Below are 14,465 nucleotides of genomic sequence, written 5' to 3'. Positions count from 1 at the left end.
CGTCGGCGGTGGCAGTGACCGTCTTACAGTCCACACTCGACCCGACCGGCGCCGTCTTCACCGAGGCTGCCGCGGTCGCGAGGAACAAGCTCGACGAGATTGCCGCCGAACTCGCCAAGGCGCTAGAAGGCGGCGGACCCAAATACGTCGATCGTCACCACGCGCGCGGCAAGTTGACGGCCCGCGAACGCATCGAGCTGCTGGTCGACCCGGATTCTCCGTTCCTGGAACTGAGTCCGCTCGCCGCATACGGCAGCGCCTTTAAGGTCGGCGCCAGCACAGTCGTCGGTATCGGCGCGGTGTCCGGCGTGGAATGCTTGATCGTCGCCAACGACCCGACGGTCAAGGGCGGCACCAGCAACCCCTGGACTCTGCGAAAGATTTTGCGGGCCAACCAGATCGCATTCCAGAACCGGCTTCCGGTGATCTCGCTGGTCGAATCCGGCGGTGCGGACCTGCCTACCCAGAAAGAGATATTCATTCCCGGCGGAGCAATGTTTCGCGACCTCACCCGACTGTCAGCGGCCGGGATACCCACCATCGCACTGGTTTTCGGCAACTCTACCGCCGGCGGCGCCTACGTCCCCGGGATGTCCGATCACGTGGTGATGATCAAGGAACGCTCCAAGGTGTTCCTGGCCGGTCCGCCCCTGGTGAAGATGGCCACCGGCGAGGAGTCCGACGACGAGTCGCTGGGCGGCGCTGAAATGCACGCCCGCATCTCGGGTTTAGCCGATTACTTTGCGCAAGACGAGCTCGACGCCATCCGCATCGGGCGTCGCATTGTGGCCAGGCTGAACTGGCAGAAGCTGGGGCCCAAGCCTAAACCGGTGACCGAGCCGTTGTTCGATGCCGAGGAGCTGATCGGCATCGTCCCGGCGGACCTGCGTATCCCGTTCGATCCGCGTGAGGTGATCGCCCGCATTGTCGACGGCTCCGAGTTCGACGAGTTCAAGCCGCTATACGGGTCGTCGCTGGTGACCGGCTGGGCTCAGTTGCACGGCTATCCGCTGGGCATCCTGGCCAACGCCCGCGGCGTGCTGTTCAGCGAGGAGTCCCAGAAAGCGACCCAGTTCATTGAGCTGGCCAACCGATATGACACGCCGTTGTTGTTCTTGCACAACACCACTGGCTACATGGTCGGTAAGGACTACGAAGAGGGCGGCATGATCAAGCACGGCTCGATGATGATCAACGCTGTTTCCAACTCGACAGTCCCGCACCTCGCGCTGTTAATTGGCGCGTCGTACGGGGCCGGGCACTACGGGATGTGCGGACGCGCCTACGACCCGAGGTTCCTGTTCGCCTGGCCCAGCGCCAAGTCCGCGGTGATGGGCGGCGCGCAACTGTCGGGCGTGTTGTCGATCGTGGCTCGGGCTGCCGCCGAAGCCCGCGGGCAACAAGTGGACGAAGCGGCCGACTCGGCCATGCGCGCCGCCGTGGAGGGCCAGATTGAAGCCGAGTCGCTGCCGCTGGTGTTGTCCGGGATGCTCTACGACGACGGGGTGATCGACCCGCGCGACACCCGCACCGTGCTGGGAATGTGTTTGTCCGCCATCGCCAATGGCCCGATCAAGGGAACGTCGAACTTCGGCGTCTTCCGGATGTGATGTCGATGCCGATCACTCGAGTACTGGTTGCCAACCGCGGCGAGATCGCCCGCCGGGTTTTCGCCACTTGCCGCCGGTTGGGTCTAGGCACCGTCGCTGTCTATACCGAACCGGACTCGGCCGCGCCGCATGTCGCCGAGGCGGACGCCCGGGTGCGACTGCCGAAAGCCAACGACTATCTCAACGTCGAGGCCATCATTGCGGCCGCACACGCGGCCGGCGCCGACGCCGTGCATCCCGGCTATGGATTCCTTTCGGAGAACGCTGCCTTCGCCGCCGCCGTGCAGGAAGCCGGCCTGATCTGGGTCGGGCCGCCGGTGGATGCGGTTCGGGCGATGGGCTCCAAGATCGAATCGAAGAAACTGATGTCGGCCGCCGGAGTGCCGGTGCTCGAGGAGCTCGACCCGGACACCGTGACGGATTCTCAGTTGCCGATGCTGGTCAAGGCTTCTGCCGGCGGCGGCGGCCGCGGCATGCGGGTGATTTACGAATTGTCCGCCCTGCCTGCCGAAGTCGAGGCCGCACAGCGCGAAGCGCAGTCAGCGTTCGGCGACCCGACGGTATTCTGTGAGCGTTACCTGCCCACCGGGCACCACATCGAGGTGCAGGTCATGGCCGATACGCACGGCACCGTGTGGGCCGTCGGGGAACGGGAATGCTCCATCCAGCGCCGCCACCAGAAGATCATCGAAGAGGCGCCGTCGCCGTTGGTGGAGCGCATAGCGGGTATGCGCGCTAAGCTGTTTGACGCCGCCCGACTGGCGGCTTCCGCGATCGGCTATACCGGCGCCGGGACGGTGGAGTTCCTCGCCGATGATGTCGGTGAGTTCTACTTCCTGGAGATGAACACCCGCCTGCAGGTCGAGCATCCGGTGACCGAAGAGACCACTGGACTGGATCTGGTCGAATTGCAGCTCGTCGTCGCTGAAGGCGGTCGGCTGGAAACTGAGCCACCTGCAGCCCAAGGGTATTCGGTCGAAGCCCGCCTGTACGCCGAGGATCCCGCGCAGGGCTGGCAGCCGCAGGCTGGGCTGGTGCACAGGATCGACCTGCCGTCGGTGCGCGCGCAGTTCGGCACGCTAGGACATCGGACCGGGATCCGGCTGGACTCCGGGATCGTCGACGGCTCTACCGTGTCGATTCATTACGACCCGATGTTGGCCAAGGTCATCTCCTATGCGCCGACGCGTCAACAGGCGGCATGGGTGCTGGCCGACGCGCTGGCCCGCACTCGGCTACACGGCCTGCGGACCAACCGCGACCTACTGGTGAAGGTGCTGCGTCATCCGGCTTTTCTCGCTGGGGCTACGGACACGGCATTTTTCGAAACCCACGGGTTGGCGGAGCTGTCGGCGCAGCTGGCCGACGCCCCAACTATCCGGTTGTCGGCGATTGCCGCCGCGCTGGCCGACGCCGCACACAATCGGGCCACGGCGGCGGTGTTTGGCGCGGTTCCCAGTGGCTGGCGTAACCTGGCGTCGGGCTACCAGGTCAAGAGCTACCGTGATGACAGCGACATTGAGCACCGTATCGAATACCGCTTCACCAGAGCGGGATTGGAACTTCCCGGCGCCGAGTCCGTGCAGCTGGTCTCGGCCACGTCCGACGAGGTTGTGCTGGCCGACCCCAACGGGGTGGCCCGCAGCTTCCCGGTGGCGCGCTACGGCCAAGATGTTCATGTCGATTCCGCTCTTGGCCCGGTGCACCTGGTCGCGCTGCCCCGCTTTCCCGAGCCGGGTTCGGCCGTCGAACAGGGCTCGCTGGTGGCTCCGATGCCCGGCAACGTCATCCGCCTAAGCGCCGAGGTCGGCGATACCGTCACCGTCGGTCAGCCTTTGATCTGGTTGGAGGCAATGAAGATGGAGCACACCATCAGCGCGCCCACCAACGGGGTACTCACGCAACTCAATGTTCACACCGGCCAGCAAGTCGAAGTCGGGGCCGTCCTAGCGCGAGTGGAAACACCCGAATCACAAGGAGATTCACAATGACAGACACCAGCTTCGTCGAAAGCGAAGAGCGCCAGGCGCTACGCAAGGCGGTGTCGGCATGGGTGTCCAACTACGGCCACGAGTACTACCTGAAGAAGGCCCGCGCCCATCAACACACCACCGAGTTATGGTCTGAAGCAGGCAAACTCGGCTTCATCGGAGTGAACCTACCCGAGGAATACGGCGGCGGCGGCGCCGGCATGTACGAGCTGTCACTAGTGATGGAGGAAATGGCCGCCGCGGGCTCCGCGCTACTGCTGATGGTGGTATCGCCGGCCATCAACGGCACCATCATCGCCAAGTTCGGCACCGACGAGCAGAAGCAACGCTGGCTTCCGGGCATCGCCAACGGGTCGTTGACGATGGCGTTCGCCATCACCGAGCCGGACGCCGGGTCCAATTCACACAAGATCACCACCACCGCGCGTCGCGACGGCAGCGACTGGATACTGAAGGGCCAGAAGGTCTATATCTCCGGTATCGACCAGTCGCAAGCGGTGCTGGTGGTAGGGCGCACGGAAGAGGCCAAAACGGGCAAGCTGCGTCCGGCGTTGTTCATCGTGCCGACCGACGCACCCGGATTCACCTACACTCCGATCGAGATGGAGCTGATCAGTCCGGAACGCCAGTTCCAGGTGTTCCTCGACGACGTCCGGCTACCCGCCGATGCACTGGTGGGTGCCCAGGACGCCGCCATAGCGCAGCTTTTCGCCGGGCTGAATCCCGAGCGCATCATGGGCGCGGCCAGTGCGGTCGGCATGGGACGGTTCGCGCTGGGCAAGGCCGTCGCCTACGTCAAGACCCGCCAGGTCTGGTCCACCCCGATTGGCGCGCACCAGGGCCTGGCACATCCGTTGGCGCAGTGCCACATCGAGGTCGAGCTGGCCAAGCTGATGATGCAGAAGGCCGCGACGCTCTACGACCATGGCGACGACGCCGGTGCCGCCGAGGCGGCCAACATGGCCAAATACGCTGCGGCTGAGGCGTCGACGAGGGCGGTCGACCAGGCCGTGCAGTCGATGGGCGGCAACGGGCTGACCAAGGAGTACGGCGTGGCCGCGATGATGACGTCGGCCCGGCTGGCCCGGATCGCCCCGATCAGCCGCGAAATGGTGCTCAACTTCGTCGCGCAGACCTCGCTGGGCCTGCCTAGATCCTACTGACGCCGTACTGATGGACAGGCTCGTCGAATACGCCAGAGAAGGCTTAGTTGCCCGGCTCACGCTGAACTCGCCGCACAACCGCAACGCGCTATCGACCACCCTGGTCACCCAGCTGCACGAGGGACTGCGGGACGCCGAGGCGGATCCGGCGGTGCGGGTGGTCGTACTCGCCCACACCGGGGGCACATTCTGCGCCGGAGCCGACCTCAGCGAAGCGGGCGGTGGTGACCGTGGCGATCGCGAGCGCGGCGCAGCCGGGCGAAGCGGGTCGCCACCATCGGCCCGTGGCGATCGCGAGCGCGGCGCAGCCGGGCGAAGCGGGTCGCCACCATCTGCATATGACATGGCGGTGGCGCGCGCGCGGGAGATGACCGCGCTGTTGCGCGCCATCGTCTCCTCGCCGCGGCCGGTGATCGCTGCCATCGACGGCCATGTGCGGGCCGGCGGGTTCGGGCTGGTCGGCGCCTGCGACCTGGTGGTCGCCGGACCACGCAGCACCTTCGCCCTGACCGAGGCCCGCATCGGCGTCGCCCCGGCCATCATCTCGCTGACCTTGCTGCCGAAACTGTCGCCGCGCGCTGCAGCCCGTTATTACCTGACCGGCGAGACGTTCGGCGCCAGCGAAGCAGCCGAAATCGGCTTGATCACGCGCGCGGCCGACGACGTCGACGCCGCGGTGGCCGCACTCGTGGCCGACGTGAGCCGCGGATCACCGCAGGGGTTGGCGGCGTCCAAGGCGCTCACCGCCGCCGCCGTGCTGGACGGCTTCGACCGCGATGCGGAGCGGCTCACCGAGGAGTCGGCGCGGCTGTTCGTTTCCGACGAAGCTCGGGAGGGCATGCTGGCGTTCCTGCAGAAACGCCCGCCGAGCTGGGTTCAACACAGCGACGCCTAGGGCTGCTAAGGGATCGGCTCCGGCCGAAGCCGCCTTACCGCACACAACATCGTTGCCCCGAAACTTCCGTGTTTGCCACTGACCAACGCCCGGGCGATCAACGACCCCGACGCCGGGCCCATTTCGTACACGCTTTGCGCACCGTAGCCACGCGCCCCAAAAAATCGTGCCCGGTTTTCCCGGCAGCTCGATCGAGACGCAGTGCGTCAGCCGGGGCAAGGCCGCAGGTGTTCCTCTCGACGACGTCCGGAGCCACTGACCCACCTAGGCACCACGAATGGACCCCTCGCGACTTTTCGCTGGCCCGAACCCGGAGCGCGGGGCCGCATGCGCCTCAAAAGCCGGAGGCAGTTGAGACCTACCTGGGAGGAAGGTTGCAGTTTAGCCAACCTGCTTGCCGCAAATTCTGGACGTCGTACGCTCGTGGGTGATGAGCACCCCCGCCCAGCGTGGCGCAAAGGACACGAGCGATAGTCCGCCGCTTGCAGCGGACACCGATCGCATCCAGCTCGCGCAGTTGCTGGCGTATGCGGCCGAACAAGGTCGCCTGCCACTGAACGAGTACGAAGACCGGCTCACCAGGGCTTACGCGGCAACCACCTACCAAGAATTGGACCAGCTTCGAGCCGACTTGCTCGGTGCGTCCGTCAGCCCCCGCCGCGGGGGCAACTGCAACCCGGCGCCGTCCACGTTGCTGCTTGCCCTGCTCAGCGGGTTCGAGCGGCGCGGCCGGTGGAATGTGCCTAAGAAGCTCACCACCTTCGCGTTCTGCGGGTCGGGAGTGGTGGATTTACGCTACGCCGACTTCACCTCAACCGAGGTAGAGATTCGCGCGTATTCGATCATGGGCTCCCAGACCATCCTGTTGCCGCCCGAAGTCAACGTTGAGATTCGCGGCCGCGGCGTCATGGGCAACTTCGACCGTGACGTCATGGGCGAGGGCAGCCGGGGCGCACCCAGAGTGAAGATCCGCGGCTTCTCGTTCTGGGGCGGTGTAGGGATCAAGCGCAAAGCACGCAAGTCCCGCAAGTAGCCCGGTGCAATCGCTGCGATGAGTGGCTCGCTAACCGCTGTTGTACCGGTTGGCCGATCACGAAGTCCGGCAACCGCGCGGCGAGTTTCGGCAACGACATGGCGAACTCTGTGGTACGCAAGCCTGGACCTATGCAGCTTTCAGGAGGAACCGAATGAGCACGACACCCATCGGGGACTACGCCCTGTTGTCTGACCGCCATACTGCCGCCCTGGTCAGTCGCAACGGTTCGGTTGACTGGTTGTGCTTGCCGCGGTTCGACTCGCCGTCGGTGTTCGCCAAAATCCTCGACGCGGACGCCGGATCGTTCTCGGTGCGCCCTACCGATCAGCGCGCCGAGGTCACCCGCCGGTACCTCGAGCACACCATGGTGCTCGAGACCATCTTTACCACCACCACCGGCACGCTGGTGCTGCGCGACGCCCTCGCCACCGGCTACGTCGATGACCCGCACCAGCTGGGCGCTGCTGCTCCTCGGCTGCTGGTGCGGTCGTTGGCGTGTACTACCGGCGAGGTGGAAGTTAGCGTGGAATTCTCGGCACGCTCGGAATACGGCGTGGTCATACCGCTGGTATCCACCATCGACGGCGGCATCCTGGTCCGCGGGGGCGCGGACGTCTTGCTCTTGTCCTCCCCGATTCCGCTGGACATCACCGACTCTGACGCGATTGGCCGGTCCCTCATGCGAGAGGGTGAGCGGATCGTCCTTGGGCTGCAACACCGCACCACCTCGGAGGCATTTCCCGAGGCCATGTCGTCCGCCGAGCTCGACGTTGCGATGCAGGCGACCGTCGACGCGTGGCGGTCCTGGTCGCAGATCCATCAGAGCTATGACGGGCCGTGGCGCGACCTGGTGCATCACAGCGGGCGGGTCCTGCAGGCGTTGACCTACCAGCCCACGTGGGCCGTGGTGGCCGCGCCTACCACGTCACTGCCGGAAGAGATTGGCGGAGAACGCAATTGGGATTACCGGTACTCATGGGTGCGGGACGCCAGCCTTACCCTGGAAGCCCTCTGGGTAGCCGCTTGCCCAGACGAGGCGGAACAGTTCTTCGATTACCTAGCAGTCAGCTCCGCCGGGCAACTGCGCGCCGAGCAGCCACTCCAAATCATGTTCGGCGTCGGCGGCGAGCATGACCTGACCGAACGCGAGCTTGGTCATCTGCGCGGCTGGCGCGATAGCCGCCCGGTGCGCGTGGGCAACGGCGCGTGGGGGCAAAGCCAAATTGACGTGTATGGCGAGCTGCTGGGCGCGGCGCACCGCCTGGCCAAACAGCTGCACCCGGACCGCCCATGCGCCGCGGCCGGACGCGAGTTCCTGATCGACTGCGCCGATGCCGCCGCACGTGTTTGGCAGGAGCCGGATTCCGGCATCTGGGAAGTACGCGGCGCCCCGCAGCACTTCCTCTACTCCAAGCTCATGTGCTGGGTCGCACTGGACCGCGCCATCGCCCTGGCCGATAATCTTGGCGCCAGCGACCGGGTCGAGGCCTGGCAAAAGGCCGCCGACGAAATTCGGGATCAGATCCTGACTCGAGGGTGGAGCGACGCGGTCAACTCGTTCACGCAGGCATTTGGCAGCGACAGCCTGGACGCGTCAGCTCTCATGCTGCCGCTGGTCGGCTTCCTCCCCGCCGACGACCCCCGAGTGTTGGCCACTATCGACGCCATCGCCGCACAGCTCGTCGACTCGCGCGGCCTGGTCTATCGGTATCGCACCAGCGCGGAAGCCAATGATGACGGTCTGACCGGACAAGAGGGCACGTTCCTGCTGTGCACGTTCTGGCTGGCGCAGGCGCTGGCGGCATCGGGTCAGCTCGATCGTGCTCGCGATGTGTTCGAGCGCGCCATCAGTTATCGCAACGACGTCGGGCTGCTCTCCGAAGAGGTCGACCCCAGCACCGGTGAGCTCTTGGGTAACTTCCCGCAGGCGTTCAGCCACATCGGTCTCGTCAACGCGGCTTGGGCAATAGCCCAAGCCGAAGCTCGCGGTTGACGGAAGCCGCGCGCGTTACCGGATTTAGCGCGGCTTGTCTGCAGCTCACCAGAACACGCCGCCTCTTGCGCCAGCCACCTATCGCCGACGCCTCGACCGCAAGTAGTCGCCCACTACCGCCGAACCCAGCCCGTCGAGGTCGGGCACCACGACCCGTCCCTCCACCCGGCGCGCGACCTGGTCGATGAACCTCGCGAGGCCAGCGTCGCTGCCCAGCCGGAAGATGGTGACCTGTGCTCCCAGCCGGGCCATGTCGTCGAACCCCCGCACGGTGTGGGCAATGGTCCGCGAATGCGGCGGGTAGTCAAAGAACACCGACGCGCCCTCGCCGTTGACGTCCTCCAAGTGGGCCGTCGGCTCACCGTCGGTCACCACCAACACCACCGGCTGGGCATAGGGATGCCGACGCAAGTGACGACCCGCCAGCGCCAGCGCGTGATGCAGATTGGTGCCCTGCTCATAGACCCCCTCCAAACCTGTCAGCTCCGCGGCCGTCACCGTCCGCGCATACCGGCCAAACGCGATGATCTGCAACGCATCCGAGCGGAACCGTGTGCACACCAGATGATTCAGCGCCAACGCCGTCCGCTTCATCGGCAGCCAACGATTCTCCATCACCATCGAAAACGACGTATCCACCAACAACGCAACCGCGGCCTGGGTCCGTGTCTCGGTTTCGGAGACCTCGACATCGTCGACGGTGATCCGGATCCGGCGATCGTGGTTCGCCGTACCCGCTTGCCGCAGCACGGCATTGGTCAAGGTTCGGGAAATGTTCCACGGCTCGGTGTCAGCGAATTGCCAGGGCCGGGTGGCTCCGGTGAGTTCTCCGGCGGCTCCCGCGCGCCGATGATCCCGCTCGCCGCGGCGCCCCGAAAGCTGTTGCGCCACATCTCGTAACGCGGTTTCACCGAGCCTGCGCATAGCCTTGGGAGATAGCCGCCATTGGCCGTCGGACCCGCGATCCAGGAAACCCTGATTGACCAGTGCGCGTTCCAGTTCGGCGAGCGTTCGAGCGTCGATGGCGGCCCGATCGCCGAGTTGACGGGCCAACGCGTCAAGGTCAACGTCGTCCATGGTGGCGCCTGGGTAGCTCTGCGACAATTGCTCGGCAAGCTGCTCCAGCTCAGCGATATCGGCCAACGCCTGGGTGCCTTCGCCCATGCCGAACGGGTTGTCACCGGAAAACTCCTGTGACCCGGTCCAGTCCTCGCCCGGGCGCGCCGCCTGCAAATGGGCATCGAGCCGGCTCAGCGACCGCATCAGCGAGGACGCGCCAAATGCCTGCTGCGCCAACGCATCCAACTCGTCACGCTGCTCCTGGCTCAGGCTGTTGCGGAACCGCTGCGCGGCGGCAGCGCGCTTAGCCAGCGAGTCCAGCAGCTCCTCGACATTGCGCGGGTTCTCCGGGAAAAACTCGCCATGCTTGTCCATGAAGTCGTCAAAGTCCTGCTGCGTGTCCTGGCCGCGGGCATGCTTGTCCAACAGGTCGTTGAGGTCATCCAGCATCTGGTTGACGCGCTGGCGGTCCTCGTCGGTGGCGCCGGCAAGGGCCTGCTTCATGCCGGCAAATCGTTGGTCGAGCAGCTCGCGGCCCAACAGATCCTTGATCTGCTGGTATTTTTCGCGAGCCTCACCACTGCGCCAGCGGTACTCGGCAAGCTCCTGAACCGCCTTGGCCGGCGACGGCGGGAGCGCGTCCAGCTGGAGTTCGGAGAAGCGGGCGTCGTCGTCCAGCGCGCGGGCCAGTTGCTTACGCTCGGCCAGCACCGCCTCATCGAGCAGCCGCTTGATCTCCTGCAAAGTTCCGTCTAAATTGTTGCGGCGCAACAGATCACGACGGCGCCGATTCGCCTCCGCGGCCAGCCGGTCAGCGCCGGGCATGGTCCTGGTGCCGCGGCGCAGCAGCTCGGACAGCGCGCGGCGCGGCGAAGCGCCCGCCATGACGTCTTGCCCTATCTGTTCGAGCGCCTCGCGTAAATCCACCGGCGGAGCCAGCGGGTCAGGACCACCGGTATACGCCGAGTACCGCGTCGAGTGTCTGCTAGCCATAGACGGTTTGGCCCTCCCCCGAGACCTTGTCTATTCGCTTGGCGAGGTACAACGCCTCCAACGCCAATTCCAATGCTGCCGCGCGTTCGCCTTCGGATTGGGCATTGAGCTTTGCTGCGATTCTGTCTACAACCGGCAGCCCCGGAACCGCGGCCAGCACGTCCTTGGCCGACACCCGCTCCCCCGTCGTGACCGCCGAGCCGCTCTCCACGGCGGCCACCAGCGAGCCGACGTCGATCCCGCCGAGCACTCGAGACGCGGTGTCGGCGGTCGCCCGGCGCAACAGATGCTCCAGCACCGCCTGTTCGCGACCTTCTTCACCGGATTCGAACTCGAGCTTGCCGCGCAGCACGTCGATGATCGTGCCCAGATCCACCACCCGCGCCACCGGATCGGTCTCCCCTAGCACCGCGCCGCGGTGTCGCGCCGCGGCGGCAATGGTTTCGGCCGCCGCGATCGCAAAGCGCGCCGACACTCCGGACCGTTGATCGACTGAATGCGACTCGCGCAGGTAGCGGGCGAACCGAGCGATCACTTGCATCAGGTAGCCGGGCAGCTGCGCGCTCAAATGCGCCTCCTGCAGGATGACGCCCACCTCCGCGTCCAGCTCCAACGGGTAGTGGGTGCGGATCTCGGCGCCGAACCGGTCCTTGAGCGGTGTGATGATGCGACCGCGATTGGTGTAGTCCTCGGGGTTGGCGCTGGCAACCACCAACACATCCAGCGGTAGGCGCAGCGTGTAACCGCGGACCTGAATGTCGCGCTCCTCCATCACGTTGAGCATCGACACCTGGATGCGCTCGGCCAGATCGGGCAATTCGTTGACCGCGACGATGCCGCGGTGCGCGCGCGGGATGAGGCCGTAGGCGATGGTCTCCGGGTCCCCGAGGCTGCGACCCTCGGCGACCTTGATCGGGTCAATGTCGCCGACCAGGTCGGCCACGCTGGTGTCGGGGGTGGCCAGCTTTTCGGTGTAGCGCTCGCTGCGATGCTTCCAGGCGATCGGCAGATCGTCACCGGACTGCGCGACTCGCTTGATCGACTCCGGGGTGATCGGCGTGTACGGGTGCTCCCCCAGTTCGGCTCCGGCGATCACCGGCGTCCACTCGTCGAGCAGCCCGGTCAGGGCGCGCAGCAGGCGGGTCTTGCCTTGGCCCCGTTCCCCGAGCAGGACGAAGTCATGGCCCGCGATCAAGGCCCGCTCCACCTGGGGCAGCACGGTGTCTTCGAAGCCCAGGATGCCTGGCCAGACACCGTCCCCCTCGGCCAGCGCGGTCAGCAGATTTTCCCGGATTTCCTGCTTGACACCCCGTTCACGATGACCGGAAGCACGAAGCTCGCCGACGGTGCGGGGCAGGTCGCTCGGTGAAGTCACTACTCCACGCTACGACGCCATGTTTCGTCTGGCGACGAGAGTGAATTTCACGACGCATTCTCGTGCGTGTCTCGCGCCTGTCGCGTCGTGAAATCCACTGTCGGTGGGCCTCAGTGTGCGAAGTGGCGTGCCCCAGTGAGGTACAAGGTGACACCGGCTTTTGCTGCCGCTTCGGTCACCTCGTCGTCGCGTACCGAGCCGCCCGGGTGCACGATCGCTGTGACCCCGGCGGCAGCCAGCGTCTCCAGCCCGTCCGGGAACGGGAAGAACGCGTCCGAGGCCGCGACGGCGCCCTTGACCCGCCCACCGCCACGTGCATTAGCTCGTTCAATGGCCAGCCGCGCGGCGTCGACCCGGTTGACTTGACCCATGCCGACGCCGACGGTAGCGCCGTCGGCGACGATGACGATCGCGTTCGACTTGACCGCGCGGCAGGCGCGCCAGGCGAAGACCAGGTCGGTTAGCGTCGCTGGATCGGCCGGCTCGCCAGTCGTCAGGGTCCAATTGGCCGGGTTGTCACCGTGCGCGTCGAGCTGGTCACGCTGTTGTATCAGCAGTCCCCCGCTGATGGGACGCAGTTCGGTGCCACCGTCCTGCGGCTCCGAGGCCACCAGTACCCGGATGTTCTTTTTTCGCGTCAACAGCTCAAGGGCCTCAGGTGCATAGGCGGGCGCGACGATGACTTCGGTGAAGATGGTGCTGACGTACTCCGCCATCTCCACGGTCACCTCGGTGTTGGCTGCAATCACTCCGCCATAGGCGCTCAGCGGGTCGCAGTCGTGGGCCTTACGATGGGCATCTGCGACCGAGACCGACGAAATTGCGATGCCGCACGGGTTGGCGTGCTTAATGATTGCCACGCATATTTGTTCGTGGTCAAACGCGGCCCGCCAGGCTGCATCCGCGTCGGTGAAATTGTTGTAGGACATCTCTTTTCCGTGCAGCTGCTCGGCCTGCGCCAGCCCAGGCCAGGCGCCGGGATCGGAGTAGAGCGCGGCCTGCTGGTGCGGGTTCTCGCCGTAGCGCAGCATCGCCTGACGACGCCAACTTCTAGCGAACCAATGCGGAAAAGCCGTTTCGGGTTGTTCGGGCGCCAAGGTCGACTGCATCCACGTGGCGACGGCGATGTCGTACTCAGCGGTGTGCTGAAATGCTATGGACGCCAACTTTTTACGCTCGCCGAGCGCAAACCCGCCACTGCGTACCGCGGCGAGCACCCCGTCATAGCCGAGCGGGTCGGTGACCACGGCCACGCTGGGATGATTTTTGGCCGCAGCCCGAACCATCGAGGGCCCGCCGATGTCGATCTGTTCGACGCATTCGTCGACGCTGGCACCGGATTCGACGGTCTGGCTGAACGGATACAAGTTGACCACCAGCAGCTCAAACGCCGCGATTCCCAGCTTGTCCAGCGCCGCTTGGTGTTCGGGCTTGCGGAGGTCGGCCAGCAGACCGGCGTGCACACCCGGGTGCAAGGTCTTGACCCGGCCTTCGAGCACCTCCGGAAAACCAGTAAGCTCCTCTATCCGGGTTACTGGAATCCCTTTGCTGGCAATCGTTTTTGCCGTTGATCCGGTCGAAACGATTTCGACGCCGGCCGCGGTCAGCCCATGGGCCAGCTCCACCAGCCCGGTCTTGTCGTACACGCTGATCAACGCGCGGCGGATCGGCTTCCGTATGCTGTCGTTGCTCATGCTGTGCTCATCCCAGGATCGCCTTCCGTCCGGTCACCGTCACACCGCCGGTGGCAATCGCGGCCACCACGTCCACCAATAGTCGTCGCTCCAGCACCTTGATGCGCTCGTGCAAGGTCGCTTGGTTGTCGCCGTCGAGCACCTCGACAGGCTGCTGCGCCAGTATCGGCCCGGTGTCCACGCCGGCGTCCACCAGGTGAACCGTACAGCCCGTGACTTTCACTCCGTAGGCGAGTGCGTCGGCCACGCCGTGTGCCCCCGGGAAAGCCGGCAGCAGGGCCGGATGCGTGTTGAGTATGCGTCCGTTGAAGCGTGAAAGAAATTGTTGCCCAAGTATTCTCATGAAACCGGCTGATATCACCAGGTCTGGCGAGTGGGCGGCGGTGGCGTCGGTCATGGCGGCGTCCCAGGCGTCGCGGCTAGGGTAGTCGGCGACCTCCACCGTGAAGGCTGGCACCGATGCCTGCGCGGCGATCTCGGTGGCCCGGCAGTGGCGATCCACACCTACGGCGACGACGCGCGCCGGGTAATCGCCGACGGCGGCGTCGAGCAGTGAGTTCAGCAGTGAACCGGTGCCCGATGCCAGCACCACTAGCCGCGCCGGTGCACTCGGGGGTACCCGGAACGGTTCCTGCACACGAGGGAGCCTAGTCGGG

Annotated in this window: 10 protein-coding genes; 6 read left to right on the top strand and 4 right to left on the bottom strand. The window is 65.7% G+C overall.

Annotation, left to right across the window (positions count from 1 at the left end; genetic code table 11):
• The first annotated feature begins 14 nt into the window (after positions 1-14).
• The 6 genes from F0Q45_RS03655 (at position 15) to F0Q45_RS03630 (ending at position 8,688) form a co-directional block, all read left to right on the top strand.
• Positions 15-1,610: an acyl-CoA carboxylase subunit beta gene (locus F0Q45_RS03655; RefSeq protein ID WP_149652634.1), complete on the top strand. Its 1,596-nt coding sequence runs from the start codon at positions 15-17 to the stop codon at positions 1,608-1,610.
• A gap of 5 nt (positions 1,611-1,615) precedes the next feature.
• Positions 1,616-3,601, top strand: a complete 1,986-nt coding sequence (locus tag F0Q45_RS03650; RefSeq protein ID WP_149652633.1) for an ATP-binding protein — start codon at positions 1,616-1,618, stop codon at positions 3,599-3,601.
• On the top strand, positions 3,598-4,764 hold the full coding sequence (locus F0Q45_RS03645; protein WP_149652632.1) for an acyl-CoA dehydrogenase family protein: 1,167 nt from the start codon (positions 3,598-3,600) through the stop codon (positions 4,762-4,764). The genes F0Q45_RS03650 and F0Q45_RS03645 overlap by 4 nt, the downstream gene beginning before the upstream one ends.
• Before the next feature lie 10 nt (positions 4,765-4,774).
• Positions 4,775-5,659 carry an enoyl-CoA hydratase family protein gene (locus tag F0Q45_RS03640; protein WP_149652631.1) on the top strand — a complete coding sequence of 295 codons (885 nt, stop codon included), beginning with the start codon at positions 4,775-4,777 and terminating at the stop codon, positions 5,657-5,659.
• 430 nt (positions 5,660-6,089) lie between these two features.
• Positions 6,090-6,692: a DUF1707 SHOCT-like domain-containing protein gene (locus F0Q45_RS03635; protein ID WP_149652630.1), complete on the top strand. Its 603-nt coding sequence runs from the start codon at positions 6,090-6,092 to the stop codon at positions 6,690-6,692.
• Between the two features lie 154 nt (positions 6,693-6,846).
• Positions 6,847-8,688: a glycoside hydrolase family 15 protein gene (locus tag F0Q45_RS03630; RefSeq protein WP_149652629.1), complete on the top strand. Its 1,842-nt coding sequence runs from the start codon at positions 6,847-6,849 to the stop codon at positions 8,686-8,688.
• A 78-nt stretch (positions 8,689-8,766) separates the two neighbouring features.
• Here F0Q45_RS03630 and F0Q45_RS03625 read toward each other — a convergent pair whose 3' ends face one another.
• The 4 genes from F0Q45_RS03625 to purN all read right to left on the bottom strand — a co-directional run bounded on the left by F0Q45_RS03625 (position 8,767) and on the right by purN (position 14,446).
• Positions 8,767-10,740: a vWA domain-containing protein gene (locus F0Q45_RS03625; protein ID WP_149652628.1), complete on the bottom strand. Its 1,974-nt coding sequence runs from the start codon at positions 10,738-10,740 to the stop codon at positions 8,767-8,769.
• Positions 10,733-12,115, bottom strand: a complete 1,383-nt coding sequence (locus tag F0Q45_RS03620; RefSeq protein WP_149652627.1) for a sigma 54-interacting transcriptional regulator — start codon at positions 12,113-12,115, stop codon at positions 10,733-10,735. Before F0Q45_RS03620 ends, F0Q45_RS03625 begins: the two co-directional genes overlap by 8 nt.
• A gap of 110 nt (positions 12,116-12,225) precedes the next feature.
• Positions 12,226-13,809, bottom strand: a complete 1,584-nt coding sequence (gene purH, locus F0Q45_RS03615; protein ID WP_149652626.1) for a bifunctional phosphoribosylaminoimidazolecarboxamide formyltransferase/IMP cyclohydrolase — start codon at positions 13,807-13,809, stop codon at positions 12,226-12,228.
• A gap of 7 nt (positions 13,810-13,816) precedes the next feature.
• Positions 13,817-14,446 (bottom strand): phosphoribosylglycinamide formyltransferase, encoded by a 630-nt coding sequence (gene purN / locus F0Q45_RS03610; RefSeq protein WP_149652625.1) that lies wholly within the window; start codon positions 14,444-14,446, stop codon positions 13,817-13,819.
• Positions 14,447-14,465: the final 19 nt, after the last annotated feature.

It is taken from the genome of Mycobacterium simiae, from assembly GCF_008370645.1.
GTDB classification, from domain to species: domain Bacteria; phylum Actinomycetota; class Actinomycetes; order Mycobacteriales; family Mycobacteriaceae; genus Mycobacterium; species Mycobacterium simiae_A.
Note: the sequence above shows the minus strand (reverse complement) of the source record. Positions and strands in the feature narration are given on the sequence as shown.